The organism is Mycobacterium sp. IS-1590, from assembly GCF_001500025.1.
GTDB lineage: Bacteria > Actinomycetota > Actinomycetes > Mycobacteriales > Mycobacteriaceae > Mycobacterium.
Genome location: NZ_LQIW01000048.1, coordinates 55,003 through 74,038 on the forward strand (window position 1 = coordinate 55,003; position 19,036 = coordinate 74,038).

General features: G+C 67.0%; 19 protein-coding genes. 8 read left to right on the forward strand and 11 right to left on the reverse strand.

Annotated features, from left to right (window positions below; genetic code table 11):
* Nucleotides 1-82: 82 nt before the first annotated feature.
* Nucleotides 83-484, forward strand: a complete 402-nt coding sequence (locus AU197_RS21255; RefSeq protein WP_197415624.1) for a hypothetical protein — start codon at nt 83-85, stop codon at nt 482-484.
* An 8-nt stretch (nt 485-492) separates the two neighbouring features.
* Here the strand turns inward: AU197_RS21255 and AU197_RS21260 are convergent, their stop codons facing one another.
* From AU197_RS21260 to AU197_RS21305, 10 genes are all read right to left on the reverse strand, one after another.
* Nucleotides 493-1,701, reverse strand: a complete 1,209-nt coding sequence (locus AU197_RS21260; protein ID WP_064405186.1) for a DUF1214 domain-containing protein — start codon at nt 1,699-1,701, stop codon at nt 493-495.
* A gap of 9 nt (nt 1,702-1,710) precedes the next feature.
* Nucleotides 1,711-2,478: a sugar phosphate isomerase/epimerase family protein gene (locus tag AU197_RS21265; protein WP_064405188.1), complete on the reverse strand. Its 768-nt coding sequence runs from the start codon at nt 2,476-2,478 to the stop codon at nt 1,711-1,713.
* Nucleotide 2,479: 1 nt separating this feature from the next.
* Entirely contained in the window at nt 2,480-3,622 is a 1,143-nt protein-coding gene (locus AU197_RS21270) for a sulfotransferase family protein (protein ID WP_502687899.1), read from the reverse strand.
* A gap of 23 nt (nt 3,623-3,645) precedes the next feature.
* The gene (locus tag AU197_RS21275) at nt 3,646-4,773 is read right to left on the reverse strand and encodes an LLM class flavin-dependent oxidoreductase (protein WP_064405191.1); all 1,128 of its coding nucleotides are present in this window, start codon (nt 4,771-4,773) and stop codon (nt 3,646-3,648) included.
* Nucleotides 4,774-4,897: 124 nt separating this feature from the next.
* The gene (locus tag AU197_RS21280; RefSeq protein WP_064405193.1) at nt 4,898-5,674 is read right to left on the reverse strand and encodes an SDR family NAD(P)-dependent oxidoreductase; all 777 of its coding nucleotides are present in this window, start codon (nt 5,672-5,674) and stop codon (nt 4,898-4,900) included.
* Nucleotides 5,675-5,691: 17 nt separating this feature from the next.
* A complete protein-coding gene (locus AU197_RS21285) occupies nt 5,692-6,987 on the reverse strand; it encodes an acyl-CoA dehydrogenase family protein (RefSeq protein WP_064405195.1) in 1,296 nt (431 codons plus the stop codon).
* 21 nt (nt 6,988-7,008) lie between these two features.
* Nucleotides 7,009-7,785, reverse strand: coding sequence for an enoyl-CoA hydratase/isomerase family protein (locus AU197_RS21290; protein WP_064405197.1), 777 nt, complete (start codon nt 7,783-7,785; stop codon nt 7,009-7,011).
* Between the two features lies 1 nt (nt 7,786).
* Entirely contained in the window at nt 7,787-9,013 is a 1,227-nt protein-coding gene (locus AU197_RS21295) for an acetyl-CoA C-acetyltransferase (protein ID WP_082696791.1), read from the reverse strand.
* A gap of 1 nt (nt 9,014) precedes the next feature.
* The gene (locus AU197_RS21300; protein WP_064405200.1) at nt 9,015-10,190 is read right to left on the reverse strand and encodes an acyl-CoA dehydrogenase family protein; all 1,176 of its coding nucleotides are present in this window, start codon (nt 10,188-10,190) and stop codon (nt 9,015-9,017) included.
* Nucleotides 10,190-11,182, reverse strand: coding sequence for an acyl-CoA dehydrogenase family protein (locus AU197_RS21305; protein WP_064405574.1), 993 nt, complete (start codon nt 11,180-11,182; stop codon nt 10,190-10,192). Before AU197_RS21305 ends, AU197_RS21300 begins: the two co-directional genes overlap by 1 nt.
* Before the next feature lie 283 nt (nt 11,183-11,465).
* On the opposite strand from AU197_RS21305, the gene AU197_RS21310 reads away from it, so the two are divergent.
* The 4 genes from AU197_RS21310 (at nt 11,466) to AU197_RS21325 (ending at nt 15,125) form a co-directional block, all read left to right on the forward strand.
* Nucleotides 11,466-12,548, forward strand: a complete 1,083-nt coding sequence (locus AU197_RS21310; protein WP_197415627.1) for an amidohydrolase family protein — start codon at nt 11,466-11,468, stop codon at nt 12,546-12,548.
* A 37-nt stretch (nt 12,549-12,585) separates the two neighbouring features.
* Nucleotides 12,586-13,728 carry an amidohydrolase family protein gene (locus tag AU197_RS21315; protein ID WP_064405205.1) on the forward strand — a complete coding sequence of 381 codons (1,143 nt, stop codon included), beginning with the start codon at nt 12,586-12,588 and terminating at the stop codon, nt 13,726-13,728.
* Between the two features lies 1 nt (nt 13,729).
* The gene (locus AU197_RS21320) at nt 13,730-14,122 is read left to right on the forward strand and encodes a Rieske (2Fe-2S) protein (RefSeq protein WP_064350287.1); all 393 of its coding nucleotides are present in this window, start codon (nt 13,730-13,732) and stop codon (nt 14,120-14,122) included.
* 94 nt (nt 14,123-14,216) lie between these two features.
* The gene (locus AU197_RS21325) at nt 14,217-15,125 is read left to right on the forward strand and encodes an alpha/beta fold hydrolase (protein ID WP_064405207.1); all 909 of its coding nucleotides are present in this window, start codon (nt 14,217-14,219) and stop codon (nt 15,123-15,125) included.
* Nucleotides 15,126-15,234: 109 nt separating this feature from the next.
* Here AU197_RS21325 and AU197_RS21330 read toward each other — a convergent pair whose 3' ends face one another.
* A complete protein-coding gene (locus tag AU197_RS21330; protein ID WP_064405209.1) occupies nt 15,235-15,708 on the reverse strand; it encodes a hypothetical protein in 474 nt (157 codons plus the stop codon).
* 36 nt (nt 15,709-15,744) lie between these two features.
* Between AU197_RS21330 and AU197_RS21335 the strand changes: the two genes are divergently transcribed.
* From AU197_RS21335 to AU197_RS21345, 3 genes are read left to right on the forward strand one after another with little or no spacing between them, the layout of a single operon-like run.
* Entirely contained in the window at nt 15,745-17,046 is a 1,302-nt protein-coding gene (locus AU197_RS21335; protein ID WP_064405211.1) for an NADH-ubiquinone oxidoreductase-F iron-sulfur binding region domain-containing protein, read from the forward strand.
* A gap of 8 nt (nt 17,047-17,054) precedes the next feature.
* Complete coding sequence (locus tag AU197_RS21340; RefSeq protein ID WP_231745156.1) at nt 17,055-17,354, forward strand: ferredoxin; 300 nt, start codon at nt 17,055-17,057, stop codon at nt 17,352-17,354.
* On the forward strand, nt 17,351-18,994 hold the full coding sequence (locus tag AU197_RS21345; RefSeq protein WP_064405216.1) for a thiolase C-terminal domain-containing protein: 1,644 nt from the start codon (nt 17,351-17,353) through the stop codon (nt 18,992-18,994). The genes AU197_RS21340 and AU197_RS21345 overlap by 4 nt, the downstream gene beginning before the upstream one ends.
* Nucleotides 18,995-19,036: the final 42 nt, after the last annotated feature.

Sequence of the window (19,036 nt, forward strand, 5' to 3'; positions counted from 1 at the left end):
AGGTGATTTGATGGGCAGCGGGCGGGGACATGGGAGGAAACCGGTGATCCGATTCAGGATCTTAGTCGCAGCGGCTGCGCTCATGGTCTCGGTGAGCATCGTCGCTCCACAGCAAGCCCATGCCATGATGCCGCTGGGCAACTACGATCTGCAGACCAACCGTTACACGCAAGCGTCGTGGTTCTGGTTCGTCAGCAACTGCTGGCCGGACAAGCAGCCGGACTGCGTCAAAGTCAGCGCAGCGCCGCGGTTGAAGTTCTACGCGTACTACGGTGGAGAGGCGCAGCTTGTCAACGGCCGGTACACCATGACCGTCGACGTCCCTGACGGCTTGATCTGTCCAGGTCAACGACTCCCCACCCGCGAGACGTACTCGTGGGACGAGGTGTCGCTGGTCGGCACCATCGAGTCCCACTACAACGTCGGCTGTTTCAACGGCCCGCCGGGCATGCAGTTCTGGACGTTCAAGCTGCAGCGACTCTAGGCCCTGCCCTACCAACCGTAGCGTCGACGAATCCCGTTGAAACGGGCCCACATCTGTGCCGTGCGCTCGGCCGGTGTCACGACCGGGCAGTCCGGCGGCAGCGCGTCGGCGAGGTCGGCGCGCTTGACCAGTTGGGTGTGCAAGGGAACGGGATGCCCGTCGAGCATGTGCCGGTAGGTGAGGTTGCCTCGCTCGAAACCCTGCGTGTCCAGCCAGTTGTGGTAACCGGGGTCGTCGTGTGACAACACCAGACGCACCTTGCCGTCCGAATCGGCCTTCGCGCGGTTCGGCGTGTAACTCACCGGGCGATAGAGGTAATCCATGCTGGTGAAGAACGGCCCCATGTTGGTGAACATCCACAATCCGTCGTGGGCGTCGAACTCGACGATCAGCGATTCGTCGCCGGCCAGCCGCCAGTGCATGTTCACCGCCGCGCGGCCGCGGCGGGCGTCGGCGCCGGTCGCGGCCATGTCGGGGAACCGGTTGGGGTGCTCGGCGTCGACACCGCCGAGTGTGAACGGGAATTCGGGCCAGTCAGACATCATCTGGGTGAGGAAGTCACCCGCCCACTCCATGGCCGAGATCATCTCCGCAGGGTTCGGCACCGGCCTGGGCTCGGCCATGTCGACGCGTTCGATGCGCATGCGGGCCGGTCGCTCCTCCCAGCCGTCGAAGCCCTGGCGGATGAACAGCTTTCGAGACCCCGCGGTGGTGGGCAGCCAGTTCGGTCCTCGTTGCGGCCCCCCGATGTAGATCTCGAAGTTTCCGTTGCCCTCTGTCTTCAGTTGCGCACCAGTCAGATTCGCTTCCGGCACGTCTCCGAACGGTTCGTGCAGGACACCGGGCCCGCCGGGGCGCGGTCCCTGCACCGTGATGTTGAGGAAGGGGGCGGTGCCGCGCTCTCCCACGATCCGGTACACCGACGTCCCGTCGATCCACGCCTGCTGGTACAGGAAGTCCGCGCAGTCGCCACCGAGCTTGCGACCCGGATGGCAGAACGTGTGGATCTCGGGATACCGGGTGTTGCGGGTCTCCAACGCGAGGTCGAACGCCTGCCCGAGGTTCTGAGTGAGAAAGCGGAAACCGTCTGCCCGGTGGATGGCGGAAGCCGCATTGTGGTCCTTGAAGACGCGCTCCCCCGCCTGTTTCAGCCGATCGCAGAAGGCGTCCCACGCCGATCTCAGCGCGGCGTCATCCGGGCCGTCTCCGAACGCCATTCGGTTCCCCTAGCCGTCGAGTTCTTCCAGCATGGTCGATACCACGTCACAGGCGCGGCGTGCCGCTTCGAAGCGACCTTCCTTCTCGATGCGCGGCCCGATCAGCTCCAGGTCGAAACCGTGCGGATAGCCCGCGCCCAGTACCGCCGAGAGGAACGGCACGATCGGGATGGCGCCGTCGCCGGGTACGGCGCGTGCGGGCAGTGCACGATCGCCGAGGACGTAGTCGCTCAACTGGATCATCTGGGTTCGGGGCAGGGCCCGCTGCACCAGCGCGGTCAGGTCCGCCTCCGCCCAGCAGTGGAACAGGTCGATGCAGACGCCGAGTCCGGTTGCCTCGGCGAGGGTGATCGTGTCGCGCAGGGTGTGCGCGATGTGGATGTCGGCGTACAGGCTCGACGCGTTCTCGATCGCCAGAGCCACACCCGCGTCTTCGGCCACCTGGACGCAGGGCGTCACGGCCTCGCCGAACCGGTCCGCCGCCTGTTCCCAGGTGAGGTCGCCTCGCCCGCCGGTCAGCATGTACACCGCCCGCGCACCCAGGGCGTGGGCCGCGTCGATCACCCGCAGCAGCGCGTCGCGCGACGAGAAGAGGTGGTACACCGTCTCCACCGAATAGCCCTCGCCGGCAACCACCGTCGGCAGCTCTGGTTCGGACAGCTGCGAGTCGATCAGGCTGAGCCGCCACACTCCCAGCGCTCGCCAATGCTGCACCAGTTGGCTCAGCGGCGCCCCGTAGAACGTGACGCTGTGTACCGAGAGCCGCTCGTCGGGCACCTCAGCCCCGGTTCTCGATCGGCACGCCGAAACGTTCTCGGAACGGGCGGAACTCGTCGTGCAGGGCGCCGAGATCCTCACCGATGTCGGTGAGCAGCGCGGTGGAGTAGCGGAACTTGCCGTGCCGATCGCCCGGGTTGTCGGCCAGGTATCGCCGCATGGCGGCCTCGGCCTCGACGGTCAACTCTCGGCCACAGAACTCGTAGTAGCGGCGCACGGTGCCGACCTGGTCGGCGATGAAGTCGGCGTAGCGCACGTGCAGGATCCGGGGATCGTCGACCAGCGGATGGGCCATGGTGTTGGCGATGCTCTCGCGGGTCAGCGCCAGGTGCATCTTCGCCGCGGCGTGCAGATCGACCGGTCCCACGATGCCTTCGAGAATGTCGGCCATCATCATCGTGCGCGACGCCGCGACCTGCACCGGGTCGCGGTGCAGCCACATCAGCGTGGCGTCCGGATAGGCGTCGAAAAGCTCTCGCAGCCGAAATCCGTGAAATCCCTTGAGCACCCACCGTTTGCGGGGCCGGCGGTACTGGAACTGCTGCAGCATCGCCTTGTGGATGCGGTACTGCGCGGCGGGGTCGGTCGGCAGCCCTCCGACGACGGTCTGCATCGGCACACGCCACCACGCGGTCGGTGTCAGTACCCGGAAGTCGAAGGCCCAGGTCCGTTCGTCCTCGGGGAGCCCGCCGCCCAGCATGTCGTTGTAGGGGTGGCTGTGTAGCCATTTCGGCAGCTTCGTGTTGATTTCGCGCCAGTCGGCATCGGCCCGAGCGCGACGCGGGTCCTCGCCCGCAACGGTGCCGGGCGGCGGTGACGGATACATCACCTCCCAGAACCGCAGCGCGCGGGAGTCCGGGTCGACGGACATCAGCGCGTGCATCAGCGTGGTGCCCGACCGAGGCTCACCGGTGACGAACATCGGCCGCTCGATGACCTCCTCGGCGACCGGGTGGCGCCGGCGGTCCGCGAAGAACTCCAGTCGCGAGGTGAGCAGCCAGTGGCACACCTCGGCGGCGCGCCGCCTGCCGTCGTCATCCATCCCGATCGTGTTCAGGTGGTCGACGACTAACGAGAAGCGTTCCGGCAGAGTGAGATCGCCGTAGTCATGCAACCCGGTCTCGGCCTGCGCGCGGGCGAGCATGTCCTCTGCCACCAACTGCGCGGTCACCGGATGTCCCCACACAGTGTCATCAGTTCGTCTTCGACCTCCCGCACGTTCTGCGCCGATTGGGCGGTGTACCGCAGGCCGGCCATGGCGCCGTAATCCATGATCTTGGGCACGCGCAGGCCGGCGTCGACGTAGTCCTTGATGACGCCGGCGAGTTGTTTGGGCGTACCGTGCGGGACCATCGCCAGGATCATCTCCGGTTCGACCCGATCCAGAAAGTCGACGATCCGCTCGCGGGTGAGCACCGCGGGGTCGATGTCCTGGTATCCGCGCCAGTTTTCCCCCATCGGATGTTCGAAGCCCACGTTGCGCAGAACCTCAGCCGACACCTGCAGCAGGAACGACTTCACCAGGGGCGCCTCGAGGATCTCGGCAAGCGCGGCGTCGTCGCGGCCCACCAGACACACCTGGATGAAGCACGGCGTGATCGCTGAGGGGTCGCGTCCGGCCCTCTCCGCGGAAAGCCGGACGGCTGCGAGCTTTTCGGCATAGTCGTCCGGCGACCACGCACCGGTCGGCCACCATCCGTCGGCGTAGCGGCCGACGATGTCCAGGGTGCGCGGTCCGCTGCCGCCGATCCAGATCCGTGGGAAGCGTCCCTCGTAGGGTTCGGTGTCGAGCCGGGCGTGGCGCAGCCGGTAGAACCGGCCGTCGAAATCGACAGGGCCGTCGCTGTTCCACAGCAGCCGGATCACCTGCAGCGCTTCCTCGAACCGGCTCACCGGCGCGGTGAAGTCGAAGCCGTACGGCACGGTGTTCTCGGTCTCCCCGCTGCCCAGGCCGAGGATGAACCGGCCGCCGGCCAGGTGGTCGATGGTCAGCGCGCTCTGTGCCAGCAACGACGGGTGCCGGCGAACGGTGTCGACGACGCTGGTCGCCAGCGGCACGTTCGTCGTCAGCACCGCGGCGGCCGCCGCGACGGCCATACCGTCGAGGTGGCGGTGCGGTGACGGCGAAACCGTTGCCAGGTCGGTGAACTCGGGCGTCCAGATCGAGTCGGGCCAGAAGCTGACCATGTGATCGGGCATCCAGATCGAGTGATATCGCCCGCTGTCGAGGTCGTCGAGCACCGACAGGTCAAGCGGCAGCGTGGTCCGCAGATACGCAGCCGGCTGAACCCTCACCCGCCGCCCCCGATGTGCGCCGAACGTGGGTTACCGTCACGCCGAACCGCCGATTGGCGTGACACAACCCCACACTCGCGGGTCGTGGCCGGCTCGTCGGGGGTCACAGCCGGCCCGCCGCGCGTCACAGCGCGCCCATCTCGGCGAGGAACGACTGGGTGTGCGCGATGCGACCGGTCAACGTCTTCGGATCGCCGGTGCACAAGCGGAACGCCGTCTCGGTGATCAGCGAGATGTCTTCGGTGTCGCTCTTGGCGAGATCGAGCGTGCCGGCGCCCTCGGTGGCGACCGGGTTGGTGGGCGCGGCGGCGTTGACGGCGATACCGTCGTCGTACAGTTCGGCCGCAAGGCTTTTCGTCAGCCGGTTCAATGCGGCTTTGACGGTGCCGTACACACCGAAGCCGGCGCTACGGTCGAACTCCGAGAAGGGTGGCCCCTCGGGCAGGTCGCCGCCGACCGACGTCACGTTCAGCACCCAGCCGCGCCCGCGCTCGCGCATCGCCGGGATCGCCATCTGCGTAAGATGCAATGGCGCCATGACGTGCATCTCCATCATCAGCCGGACCCGCCGCTCGGGGAACTCGTCGAGGGGCCGCAGGAACGTCACGGCAGCGTTGTTGACCAGGATGTCGGGGGCACCGATGCGGTCGACCACCTCGGCGAACAACCGGGCGCGCTGCTCGCTGTCGGACAGATCGGCCGCCACGGCGATGGCCGATCCTCCCACGGCCTCGATCTCCTCGAGCGTCTGCCGCAGCGACCCTTGATATTTCGGGTCGGGCTCGAGCGTGCGCGCGGTCAGCGCGACCGTCGCGCCCTCGCGGGCCAGTCGCTGCGCGATCGCCTTGCCGAGCCCCCGGCTGCACCCGGTCACCAGGGCGATTTTGCCGTCACACGACATTGTGGGACCTCCTGGCGTCAGCCCCGCGGGATGCCCGCGAGTTTGTCGGCGAACTTGGCTTCGGCGGCTTCGCGTAGCCGCAGCAGGTGTTCGGAGGGAAACACGTCCGGCGCCGGCTTGACGTCCTTGAGCAGCAGCCGCGCCAGCGTCACCTTGTGCACTTCGGTCGGGCCGTCGGCCAGCCCCAGCACGAACGACTCCGTCAGGTACTGCACGAACGGCATTTCGTGGGAGGTGCCGAGCGACCCGTGCAGCTGCAGCGCCCGCGCCGAAACATCGTGCAGCACCTTCTGCATCATGGCCTTGACCGCCGAGATGTCCGCACGCACCGACTTGTAGTCGTTGTACTGGTCGATCTTCCACGCGGTCTGCAAGGTCATCAGCCGGAACGCCTCGATCTCCATCCAGGAGTCGGCGATCATCTCCTGGACCATCTGTTTGTCGGCCAGCATCGAGCCCTGGGTGTAGCGCGAGACCGCCCGTTCGGTGAGCATGTCGAAGATCCGGCGAACCAGGCCCACGGTTCGCATGGCGTGGTGGATCCGCCCGCCGCCGAGCCGGGTCTGGGCCACGACGAACGCGCCGCCGCGCGGCCCCAGCATGTGATCGTCGGGCACCCGCACGTTCTCGTAACGGACATACCCCTCGCGCCCGCCGCCGATCGGTTGATATCCCAGACCCACGTCGCGCAGCACGTTGATGCCGGGGGTGTCACCGGGCACGACGAACATCGAATAGCGTTGGTACGGTGGCGCGTCGGGGTCGGTCATCGCCATCACGATGATGAACGAAGCCATCGACGCGAACGACGAGTACCACTTCTCGCCGTTGATCACCCAGTGGTCCCCGTCGCGGGTGGCGGTGGTGGTGAACACCTTCGGATCGGCGCCGCCGTGGGGTTCGGTCATCGAGAAGCACGACACGATCCGGTTGTCCAGCAGCGGTTCCAGATACCGCTGTTTGAGTTCGGGTGTGCCGTAGTGGGCGAGGATCTCGCTGTTACCGGAATCCGGTGCCTGCGAACCGAACACGATCGGCGCACATTCGGACCGGCCGAGGATCTCGTTGAGCAGCGCCAACTTGACCTGGCCGTAGCCCGGACCGCCGAGGTGCGCGCCCAAATGGGTGGCCCACAGCCCGCGTTCCTTGACGATCTGCTGCAGCGGCGGAATCAGCGCCTGGCGCACCGGATCGTTGAGATCGTGCGACTCCTTGACGATCAGATCGATGGGTTCGCATTCGTTGCGGACGAAGTCCTCCACCCACGCCAGCTGTTCGGCCCACTCCGGGTCGGTCGAGAAATCCCAGGCCACTGTCCGTCCTTCCGTCCGCTTTCAGCTATCCGACCACTTCCGCCGTCGTTGCGCGGCCTCTTCGGTGGCGTGGCTGAGCACCTGATTGCGGTTCTCCAGTTCCATCGCGGCGTCGAGGCCGGAGGCGTCGGTATTGGTCTGCAGCGCCCGCTTCGTCAACTGCACACCCAGCGGGGAGAGGCCGGCGATCGTCGCCGCGATCTCCAGCGCGCGTTCGGTCAACCGCTCCGGCGCGACGACCTCGCTGACCAACCCGCGACGGTCGGCCTCCTCGGCGCTGACCGTGCGGCCGGTCAACATCCAGTCCGCCGCGACGCTGGTGCCGACGATCCTCGGCAGGTGATAGCTCATGCCCATCTCGGCGCCCGAGAGTCCGAGCAGGATCGCGGCGTTGCCGAAAGTCGCGGCGGTCGAACAGATCCGGATGTCCGACGCCAGGCAGAGCGCGAGCCCGGCGCCGACGCACGGCCCGTTCACGGCGGCGACGACCGGTTGCGGCAGCGCCCGGATCGCCTGCGGTAACGCCGCCATCGCCTCCTGGAACCGCATGCGTTCGATCGCCGGCGCCGACGCCTCCATGGGCGAACCGAAGTTGCGCACGTCGATGCCGGCGCAGAACCCCCGCCCCGCGCCGGTCAGCACGACGGCGTTGACCGACGTGTCGGCGCCGATCTCGTCGAAGGTGTGCGACAGTTCGTCGCGCATGACCTCGTTGATCGCGTTGAGTTGCTTGGGCCGGTTGAGTTGCAGGACAACGATGCCCGGGTGCTCCCGGTCGATGACCAGCGTCTCGGCCATGTCAGACCCGCTCGATGATGGTGGCGGTGCCCATGCCGCCGCCGGTGCACATTGTGACCAGTCCGGTGGTCAAATCGCGACGTTCGAGCTCGTCGAGCACGGTGCCGATGAGCATCGCACCCGTCGCCCCGATCGGGTGGCCCAGCGCGATGGCCCCGCCGTTGACGTTGACGCGCTCGGGATCGAGGTCGAGGTCGCGAATGGTCTTCAAGGGTACGGCGGCGAACGCCTCGTTGATCTCCCACAGGTCGATGTCGGCCACCTGCATGCCGGCCTTGTCCAGGCACCGCTGCGCGGCGGGCCCGGGGGCGGTGAGCATGATGACCGGTTCGCTGCCGATCGCCGCGGTGCACCGGATCTTCGCCCGCGCGGCAACGCCGTTGACGTCGAGCCACCGTCGGGACGCAACAATCGCCACCGCGGCGCCGTCGACAACACCCGACGAATTCCCCGCATGGTGGACATGGTCGATGGCGGTCAATTCGGGATACCGGGCGAGGCAGATCTCGTCGAACGTGGCGGATTCACCCTCGACGCGCGCCGCGCCCATCCGCTCGAACGCCGGTGGCAGCTTGGCCAGCTTCTCCAGGGTCGTGCCGGGCCGCGGATGTTCGTCGGTGGCCAAGGCGACGTCACCGGCGGCGTCGGTCACCGCGATGACCGAGCGATCGAAGCGCCCCTCGGCGATCGCGTCGGCGGCGCGCCGCTGGCTCTCGACGGCGTACGCGTCGACGTCCTCGCGACCGAACTTCTCCAGCGAGGCGATCAGGTCCGCCGAGATGCCCTGCGGCACCGTGGGATGCAGTTGACGGAACGCGGGATTGTCGCCGTCGATCGTCGGCACCCCGACGCTGGCCTTCCACCGCGACATCGATTCGACACCGCCGGCGACCACCAGGTCCTGCGCGCCGGCCGCCACCCCGGTCGCCGCGACCGTGATCGCCTGCTGCCCCGACCCGCAGAACCGGTTGAGCGTCATACCGGGCACGGTCTCCGGCCAGCCGGCGAGAAGGGCCGACAGGCGCGCGATGTCGTCGCCGTGCTCGCCGGCGAGGATTCCGTTGCCCGCGATCACGTCGTCGACGTCGGCCGGATCGAAACCGGTTCTGGCACACAATGCTTGCAGACACTGGGCGAACAGCGCCTGGGGGTGGATCCCGTGCAGGGCGCCGTCGGCCCGGCCACGCCCCCTCGGTGTGCGTACCGCGTCGACGATCCAGGCGTCCATGTCAGCGCCGCGGCAGCCCGAGGACCTGCGTGGCGATGATGTTGCGCTGGATCTCCGACGTGCCGCCGGCGATGGTTCCGCCGAAGCTGCGCGCATAGCGCTCGAACCAGCTCGCGAAGTAATGGTCGAGGTTCATGTGCTCGTAGGGTCCCGAGGTCGACGGGTGGATCAGCCCGTCGGCGCCGGCGGCGGCCAACGCGTTCTCCATGGCCTGGCGCTCGGCTTCGGAGCCGAACAGTTTGAGCACCGACACCGAGGCGGTGTCCATCTCCCCGCGCGCGGCTCGCGACAACGCCGCCGAACCCATCGCCCGCAACGCCTGGTAGTCCATGATCGTGGTGGCGTACTGGTCGCGTTCGATCTCGGTGCGGGGCCGGAAGTCGGCGATCATGTTGTCGATGCGGTCGGCGAAGCCGAGCCACATCATCGTGCGCTCATGGCCGAGTGAGCCGTTCGCAACGCCCCAGCCGCCGTTGAGCGGGCCGACGAGATTCTCGGCGGGCACCCGCGCGTCGGTGAAGAACACCTCGTTGAAATCGAGGTTCTCCTGACCGGTCATGTCGGCGAACGGCCGGCACACGACACCCGGCGTGTCGGTCGGGATGATCAGCGCGCTGATGCCCTTGTGTTTGGGCGCGTCGGGATCGGTGCGCACGAACGTAAGCAGGAAGTCGGCGTCGTGCGCCCCCGACGTCCAGACCTTCTGGCCGTTGACGACGAAATGGTCGCCGTCGGCGACCGCCCGGGTGCGCAGCGACGCCAAGTCCGAACCGGCGCTGGGCTCACTCATGCCCAGCGACGCGGTCATCTCGGCCTTCAGCACCGGCACCGCCCAGCGGTGCTTCTGCTCATCGGAGCCGAACGTGATCAGCGACGCGGCAACGATGTTGACGCCCTGGGGGTTGAAGCTGTGGTAGATCCGCCGCCGGCAGAGCTCGTCGAGGTGGACGAACTGCTGCACCACGGTCGCATTGCGGCCGCCGAACTCGGGCGGTTGCGCCGGAAGAAGCCAGCCGTTGTCGAACAGCAGGCGCTGCCAGTCGCGGGCCCATTGCGGCATGTGCGACACCGACTTCGGCCGCTCCAGGGTCTGCGACTCGGGCGGCAGATGCTCGTCGAGGAACGCCGCGAACTCGGCACGGAACTGCTCGACCTCGGAATCGAAAGTCAGCTGCATCAGTTGGTCCTGTACTCCGCCGCGATCACCGCGCGATGCTCGGCGGCGCCACCGAGCAGAAGCTCGCCGGCTTTCGCCCGCTTCAGCGCGAATTGAAGGTCGTTCTCCCACGTGAATCCCATGGCGCCGAACAGCTGCAGCCCGTGCCGGAAAACCACCGCCTGCGCCTCCCCCGCCGACGCCTTGGCCATGGCGGCGGCCAGACGTCGCCGCGAATCGTCTTCGGCGATGGTCAGCGCGGCGAAATAGGCCAGGGCCCTGGCTCGTTCGATGGCGACGTGCATGTCGACGGCCTTGTGCTGCACCGCCTGGAAGGAACCGATCGCGACGCCGAACTGCTGGCGCTGTTTGACGTGCTCCAACACCAGGTCCAGGATGCGTTGGCAGGCACCGACCGTGGTGATCGCCATACCGGTCAGCGCGACGTGGCGGGCCCGTTCGGCGTCCGCGGGCACCCGCACCGTGTCCGGCACGCGGACGTCGACGAACGACACCTCGGCGACGTGCAGCACCGGGTCGAAGATCGGGCTGCGCCGCGAGGTGACCTGATCGGCGTCGACGACGAAAACACCGGCGTCGGTCACGACGGCGAAGCGCTCGGCGCGGTCACCGTCGAGCACGTGGTGAGCGGTGCCGTCGAGCACCCAACCGTCGGCAACCCGGTATGCGGACACGCCGTCGTACACCGCGGTGCCGGCCTGCTGCGCATCGAAGCGGTCGCCGGCCAACGGCGCGAACTGCGTCAGCGTGGCCAAAAACGGCGTGGGGTCGGTGGCCCGGCCCAACTCCTCCAGCACGATGGCGAGTTCGACCGCGTTCTCCGGGTCCGCCAATTCGGTCCATCCGGCGTCCACGTAGGTCTTCCACAACGGTGTCGGGTCCACCCCGTTCTCGGCGATGCCGCGGATCAGCGAGGCGGGACACTGCTTGGTGACCGCGTCGCGCACGGTCTCCTGCCAGAGCCGCTGATCGGCGTCGAACTCCAGTAACACCAAGCCTCCCGGGGCGTCGAAGATGAGCAACGCGTCGCTGCGAGAATAACATTCTCCAATCGAGGCGTAACCGTTCTCACGATGTGACTACCACGTTTCGCCTGCCGCGTGTCATGCAGTTGACCAGCAGACACCCTGACCTGCGCAAAAGTAAGCGTTTTGTCGAGAACTGGATTCTTGCGATTGAAGAACAACGCTTTACACTGGGAGGTGTTCGGCGCTCGCGCAACGCTCTTCTGCGCCTGCCGACGGGCCGGATGACATCGGAGGAACAGCCTTGGTGATGCAGAACCCGGACGGGACGCGAACTCCCGTCATCGATGCCAGCGTGCACATCTTCAGCAAGTCGAACAAGGACTTCCGCGGCTTCCTTCGCGAGCCCTTCAAGAGCCGCGGGTTCCCCGACTACGAGATGGACTGGTACGGCGCGCCCGGCGGCGAATACGCCCCCGGCACCGAGGGCGAGCGCCGCTACCCGGGCTCAGATCCCGACTTCGTCGGCGCCCAGCTGTTCGACGAGCGCGGCGTCGACGTCGCGATCCTGCACCCGATGACCCGCGGCATCATGCCCGACCGGCATCTGGGCACCGCGATCGCGGCAGGGCACAACGAAATGCTGGTCAGCCGCTGGCTCGAGGACAACCCGTACGCCGAGAAGTTCCGCGGCACCATCCGGATCAACCCCGACGACGTCACCGGTTCACTGCGCGAGATCGCCAAATACGCCGACCATCCCCGCGTCGTGCAGGTCGGCGTGCCCCTGCAGTCCCGCGAGCTGTACGGCAAGCCGCAGTACTGGCCGCTGTGGGAGGCGGCCAACGAGGCGAACCTGCCCGTCGCGGTGCACATCGAGGTGGGAGCGGGCGTCCAGTACGCGCCGACGCCGTCCGGTGTGCCCAGGACCTACGAGAACTACGTCAGCTTCATGGCGCTCAATTACCTGTATCACCTGATGAATCTCATCGTCGAAGGGGTATTCGAACGGATGCCCACGCTGAAGTTCGTCTGGGCCGACGGTGCGGCCGACCTGCTGACGCCGTTCATCTGGCGGATGGACTGTTTCGGGCGCCCCCATCTGGAGCAGACGCCGTGGGCGCCCCGGATGCCGAGCGACTATCTGCCTGGGCACACCTACTTCGTGCAGGGCGCGATGGACGGGCCCGGCGACGTGGACTACGCCGGTGAGTGGTTGAGCTTCACCGGCAAGGACGACATGGTGATGTACGGGTCGAGCTACCCGCACTGGCAGCTCAACGAGCTGATGGTGCCCTCCGCGTACTCCGACGAGCAGCGCGACAAACTGTGCTGGCGCAATGCCGCCGAGCTCTACGGCATAGACGTCGCGGCCGCAGTGGGCGCACAGTGATAGAGCTTGGGACGCAGTTGAAAGGCAGGGAGCCACGATGACGGTGACAGTGACAGAGCGCAAGCCCGCCGCGGAGCGCGTCGCGGTGCGCTGCGTCGACTCCGACGTTCATCCCACGCCGAGGGCAGGTGAGCTGACGCCCTACATCCCGGAGCCGTGGCGCAGCAAGTACTTCCTGACGCGGCGGATCGGCGACCAGATCTACTACGACGCCCCCGACTACGCGCATGCCTACGCGATGCGGGTCGACACCTTCCCGTCGGACGGCAACTTCGCGGGCAGCGACCCCGAGTTGGCGTTCAAGCAGCTGATCATGGAGGCCGGCGCCGATATCGCGATCCTGGAGCCCGCCGCCTACCCGGCGCGCTTCCCCGAGGTCAACCACGCGATGAGCGTCGCGCTCAACGACTGGCAGGCCAATCACTGGCTCGACAGCAAGAACAACTGGCACGAGCGATGGCGCGGATCGATCTGCGTGGCCATTGAGGCGCCGGAGGATTCGGCCCGCGAGATCGAGCGCTGGGCCGGGCACCCCTACATGGGGCAAATCCTGATCAAGGCCGAACCCCGCCCGGCGTGGGGTGATCCCAAGTACAACCCGATCTGGGAGGCCGCGACCAAAAACGACATCACGGTGAGCTGCCACCTGTCGCGCAGCCACCACGAGGAGCTGCCGATCCCCCCGGTCGGATTCCCCAGCTACAACCACGATTTCATGGTCACCTACTCGCTGCTGGCCGCGAACCAGGTGATGAGCATGATCTTCGACGGACTCTTCGATCGGTTCCCGACGCTGCGAATCGTGTTGGTGGAACACGCATTCACCTGGATCCTGCCGCTGATGTGGCGGATGGACGCCATCTACGAAGCCCGTAAGTCGTGGCTGGACATCAAGCGCAAACCGTCCGAATACGTCAAGGACCACATCAAGTTCACCACCCAACCGCTGGACTACCCCGAGGACAAGACGGAGTTGTCGCGCGCGTTCGAGTGGATGGAGTGCGAGAAGATCCTGCTCTACTCGTCGGACTACCCGCACTGGACGTTCGACGATCCGCGCTGGCTGGTCAAGCACCTGCCCGAGCACGCCCGCGAAGCGGTGATGTTCCGCAACGGCATCGCGACCTACCACCTTCCCGACACGGTTCCGGCCCTCGAGGGCCAGGTGCGGGTGTTCTGAGTTGAGCGAACAGGAGAAGACGCCCCGGCTGGCCCAGGGGCGTGAACACGTCGTCGCCACGGTCGACGAAATCCCCCCGGGTAAGCACAAACTCGTCCCGATCGGACGCCACGGCGTCGGGGTTTACAACGTCAACGGCACCTTCTACGCGATCGCAAACTACTGCCCTCATGAGGGTGGTCCGCTGTGTTCCGGGCGGGCCCGCGGCCGCACGATCGTCGACGAGAGCGTCCCCGGTGATTCGGTGATGGTCCGCGATATGGAGTACATCTACTGCCCATGGCATCAGTGGGGTTTCGAACTGGCGACCGGTACGACGGCGGTCAAGCCGGAGTGGAGCATTCGGACCTACCCCGTGCGGGTGGTCGGCAACGAGGTGTTGGTGCAGGCATGATGACGGGCCCCCGCACAACTACTGCGAGCGTGCGTGTCTGCACCCGACACGCCGCGGAAAATCAGCAATTTACGCACGTTCGCGGAGGCTCGCGATGACCACAACGGAGTCCGCGGGCCCCGAGCTCAAGCCCGGCGAGAAAACGATGGAGATCAACGGCGGTGACGTTGTCTACGAAATCCTCGGCAAAGAAGGCGATTTCATCGCGCTGACGCCCGGCGGCCGGTTCAGCAAGGACATTCCCGGTCTACGGCCACTGGCGGAGGCGCTGGCCTCGGGCGGTTACCGCGTGCTGCTGTGGGATCGGCCGAACTGCGGCAAGTCCGACGTGCAGTTCTACGGTAAGAGCGAATCTCACATGCGCGCCGAAACTCTGCACGCGCTGATCACCGGACTCGGCATCGAGCAGTGCATCATCGCCGGCGGATCGGGGGGCGCGCGCGACTCGATGCTGACCACCATGCTGTATCCGGAGATCGTGCGAAAGCTGGTGGTGTGGAACATCGTCGGCGGCGTCTACGGGTCCTTCGTGCTGGGCGGACACTACGTGGTTCCGAGCATCCTGGCCGCCCGCGGTGCGGGCATCGACGGCGTCCTGCACGTCGCCGAGTGGAAGGAGCGCATCGCCGAGAATCCTCGCAACGAGCAGCGGTTCAGAGCCCTTGACGTCGACGAGTTCCTCAAGGTGATGTTGCGCTGGCTCAACGCTTTCGTGCCCAAGCCCGGTCAGACGATTCCCGGTGTCGAAGACGAGATGTTCGACAACATCACGGTGCCGACACTGATCATCCGCGGCGGCGAGAACGACTGGGACCATCCCAAACGCACGTCGCTGGAGGTCAGCTGCCTGATCAAGGGCTCGACGCTGATCGACCCGCCCTGGCCCGAGGATGCCTGGGAACGGGCCGGTGAGAAGTTCGCGGCCAGTGGCGGAAAGGACTTCTGCCTGTTCGACACCTGGGTGCAGGCCGCCCCCGCGATCCTGAAGTTCCTGGACAGTTGATGGCCGAGTCCACCACAACCGCGTGGGCCCCCGCATCAGAAGGGGACGCACATCCTTCTACGGCCGCTTCGGCGAGTCGCGTACCCGAACGCGCGCTCGTGGCGTCGGCTTACGTCGTGCGGATGTGGACCTCGCAGTTGAGCGAGGCCTCCAGCGCGGTGTGCACCCGGCTCTCGGGCACGCGGTCGAGGTCGGCTCTGCGCAACGTCACGTACACGACGTCCCAGCCGTCGTCGCCGGGTACCCGTTCGATCTCCCCGGAGAGCCCGAGCCCAGCCAGCACACCGTGGGCATCGTCGTCGGTGCCGCGGCTGATGAACGTCACCACACCGGGCACCGGAGTGGTACCGAATGCGTTGCCGCACAGTTCGAGCGCGACCCGACGGAGCTGCTCGGGATCCTCGCCGAGGATCAACAGCTCGACCTCACGGCGTTTCGGCGGCAATCCCGCCAGATTGTTGGCCACCACCTCGATACCGTGCGCAGCCGCCGAATCCCTCAGCCGAGCAAGGCCGTCGTCGAGTTGGGCCGCACCGAGTTCGCCCGCCGAGTCGACACCGACGCGCACGACCGCAGTCCTCATGTCCGTCAGCCTATCCGCGGGCCGGAAGGACCAGTCATGACCTCTACTGCCACCGAACTCGCCGTCGCCGCATGGCCGGATTGCGCGCCGCGGCTGCTGCGTCCGTCGCAGGCCGGCACGGAGGATTACGTCGAATACACCAAGGCGGGCGGATACCGGCCGCTGATCGACGCCGATGCGCTGCTGACGCAGGTCGATCTGTCGGGTCTTTTGGGTCGCGGCGGCGCCGCGTTCCCCATCGGCACCAAACTGCGCACCGTGCACAATGCCCACCAGCGCGGTTCGGAGACCGTCGTCGTCGCCAACGGCGAAGAAGGTGAACCCGCGTCGGTCAAGGATCGCTGGCTTCTGCGCAACCGGCCTCATCTCGTGCTCGATGGTCTGCGCCTGGCGACGGCCCTCGCAGGCGCCCGCCGTGCATACGTCTACGTCTCCGACGGCTCTGCCGCGAACGCCGTCACCGCCGCGCTGAGCGAGGTGCCGCCGGAGACATTCGGTGCGACCGAGATCGCCATCGTCACAGTCGAACCCGGCTATGTGGCCGGAGAAGAGACCGCCGCCGTTCGCCGGATCAACGGCGGACCCGCAAAGCCGACCGACAAACCGCCACGGCCCTTCGAGGAGGGCGTCGACGGTGTTCCGACCATGGTCAGCAATGTCGAGACGCTGGCCAACCTGCCCTACATCCATGAGCACGGCGCCGAGAAGTTCCGGTCGGTCGGCACGCCGATGTCTCCGGGAACGTTTCTCGCGACCATCACCGGCGGCGGACAGCCCGCCGCGCTGTACGAAATCCCCCACGGCGCATCGTTCTCCGACTTGCTGGCCCTGCATGGTCTCGCCAACGATGCGGTCACCGGCGTCCTGATGGGGGGCTACTTCGCCGGACTGGTCAACACCGACATCCTCGACGCGACGCTCGACCACGAGTCGATACGCCGGCTCGGTAGCGGTCTGGGCTGCGGGGCCATCTCGATCCTCACCGACGACTGTCCCGTCGCCGTCGCGGCCGCGGTGATGTCGTACTTCGACCGGGAGAACGCCGGCCAGTGCGGCTCCTGCTTCAACGGCACCGCCGCCATGGCTGCGGTCACGTCGGCGCTGCGCGACGGCGGGGCCACCCAGGAGGATGTCACCCGCCTGGAACGGTGGTCGGTGGTGCTTCGCGGCCGTGGTGCCTGCGGCACTCTCGACGGCGCCACCAACGTCGCTGCGAGCCTGCTGCGACAGTTCCCCCAGGTGGTGGCTCGCCACCTCGCCGATGACTGCACGGCCTGTCGGACCGACGCGTTCGCCGCCCTGCGGCCTTACGAAGTGGAGGCAGTGGCTCAATCATGAGTGACGGCTTGCGAATCCGGCTCGACCGGACGATCTGCGACGGCTTCGGAATCTGCGCCAAGCACGCCCCGGGTTACTTCTCCCTCGACGATTGGGGTTATGCCTCCCTCATCGGTGATGGGACGGTACCGGAGAAGGACAGGGACGCGGTGATGCGCGCACTGTTGGACTGCCCGGTGCACGCCATCATCTACATGGGTGAACACCGGCCCTCCGACGACGCCGCAGTGCATCAGGAGGCGCACGAGGTGCCCGAACCCGAGCCCAAAACCGATGGCAACGAGGCGATCTCGGGATTCGTGCGGTGACAAGGCCACTACCCGAGCTGACGGTACTCAACGAGTTCTTCTGGACCGCCGGCGCCGACGGTGTCCTGCGCATCCAGGAGTGCCGAGACTGCACGGCGCTGATCCATCCGCCGCAACCCGTGTGCCGGTACTGCCGGAGTCGCAACATGGGTGTTCGCGACGTCTCGGGTAAGGCCACGCTCTCGGCCTTCACCGTCAACCATCGGTTCGGCTTCCCGGACCTGCCCCCGCCCTACGTGGTGGCCCAGGTGGCGATCGTCGAAGATCCGCGAGTTCGGCTCACCACCAACATCGTTGACTGCGATCCCGACGACCTGAAGCCGGGTCAACTCGTCGAGGTCACCTTCCAGCAGATCGACGATGTGTGGTTGCCGGTCTTCAAACCGGGAACCGACGGGCAGAGCGGTCCGGTCGCCGAGGACGAGATCGCGCCCCAGGACTTCGCCCGGCACGTGAGCCCTCCACTGACTCGCCAACGGTTCGAAGAACATTCGGCGATCACCGGTATCGGTGCATCGCGGCTTGGTCGGCGACTGATGGTAGCGCCGCTGTCGCTGACGATCGAAGCGTGCGAGGCCGCGGTCGCCGACGCAGGCCTGACATTCGACGACATCGACGGCCTGTCGACCTATCCCGGGTTGGACGTCGCGGGTATGGGCGAAGGTGGTGTCGCCGCGCTCGAAGGTGCACTCGGTCTTCGCCCCGTGTGGATCAACGGCGGCATGGACACCTTCGGGCCCGGCGGCTCGGTCATCGCGGCGATGATGGCCGTGGCCACGGGCATGGCGCGTCACGTGCTGTGCTTCCGCACGTTGTGGGAGGCGACGTTCCAGCAGCTGATGAAGGAGGGCAAGGCGTCACCGCCGGGCGGCGCGCGAACCTCGAGCTGGCAGATGCCCTTCGGTGCGATGTCGGCCGCCCACACGCTGGCGCTCAACGCCCAGCGCCACTTCGAGCGCTACGGCACCACGCGCGAGACACTCGGGTGGATCGCGCTCAACCAGCGGGCGAACGCGGCGCTGAACCCGACCGCCATCTACCGCGACCCCATGACGATGGACGACTATCTCAACGCACGGATGATCACGACGCCGTTCGGGCTGTACGACTGCGACGTCCCCTGCGACGGCGCCGTCGCGGTCATCGTTTCAGCCGTGGAAACCGCCGAAGACATGCCGCACAAGCCGGTGTTGTTCGAGGCGGTCGGCACGCAGATCGTCGAACGCACCGACTGGGACCAGAGCACGCTCACCCACGAACCTCAGGTACTCGGTCAGGCCGCCCACCTGTGGACCCGGACCTCGTTGCGGCCCAAGGATGTCGATGTGGCCGAGCTGTACGACGGCTTCTCATTCAACTGCCTGTCGTGGCTGGAGGCACTCGGCTTCTGCGGTATCGGCGAGGCCAAGGACTTCCTCGACGGCGGCAAGGCCATCGCGCGTGACGGGGTGATCCCGTTGAACACCCACGGCGGTCAGCTCTCGCACGGCCGTACCCACGGGATGGGCCTCATTCACGAAGCGGTCACCCAGCTTCGCGGCGACGCGGGTGAGCGCCAGGTGAAGGACGCAAAGGTCGCCGTGGTCAGCAGCGGCGGGCTCACACCGAGCGGGGCGATTTTGATGCGGACCGACGGGTGAGCGGGGCGGCTCCCGGCCCCAATGTCGCCGCCGGCGCGGCTC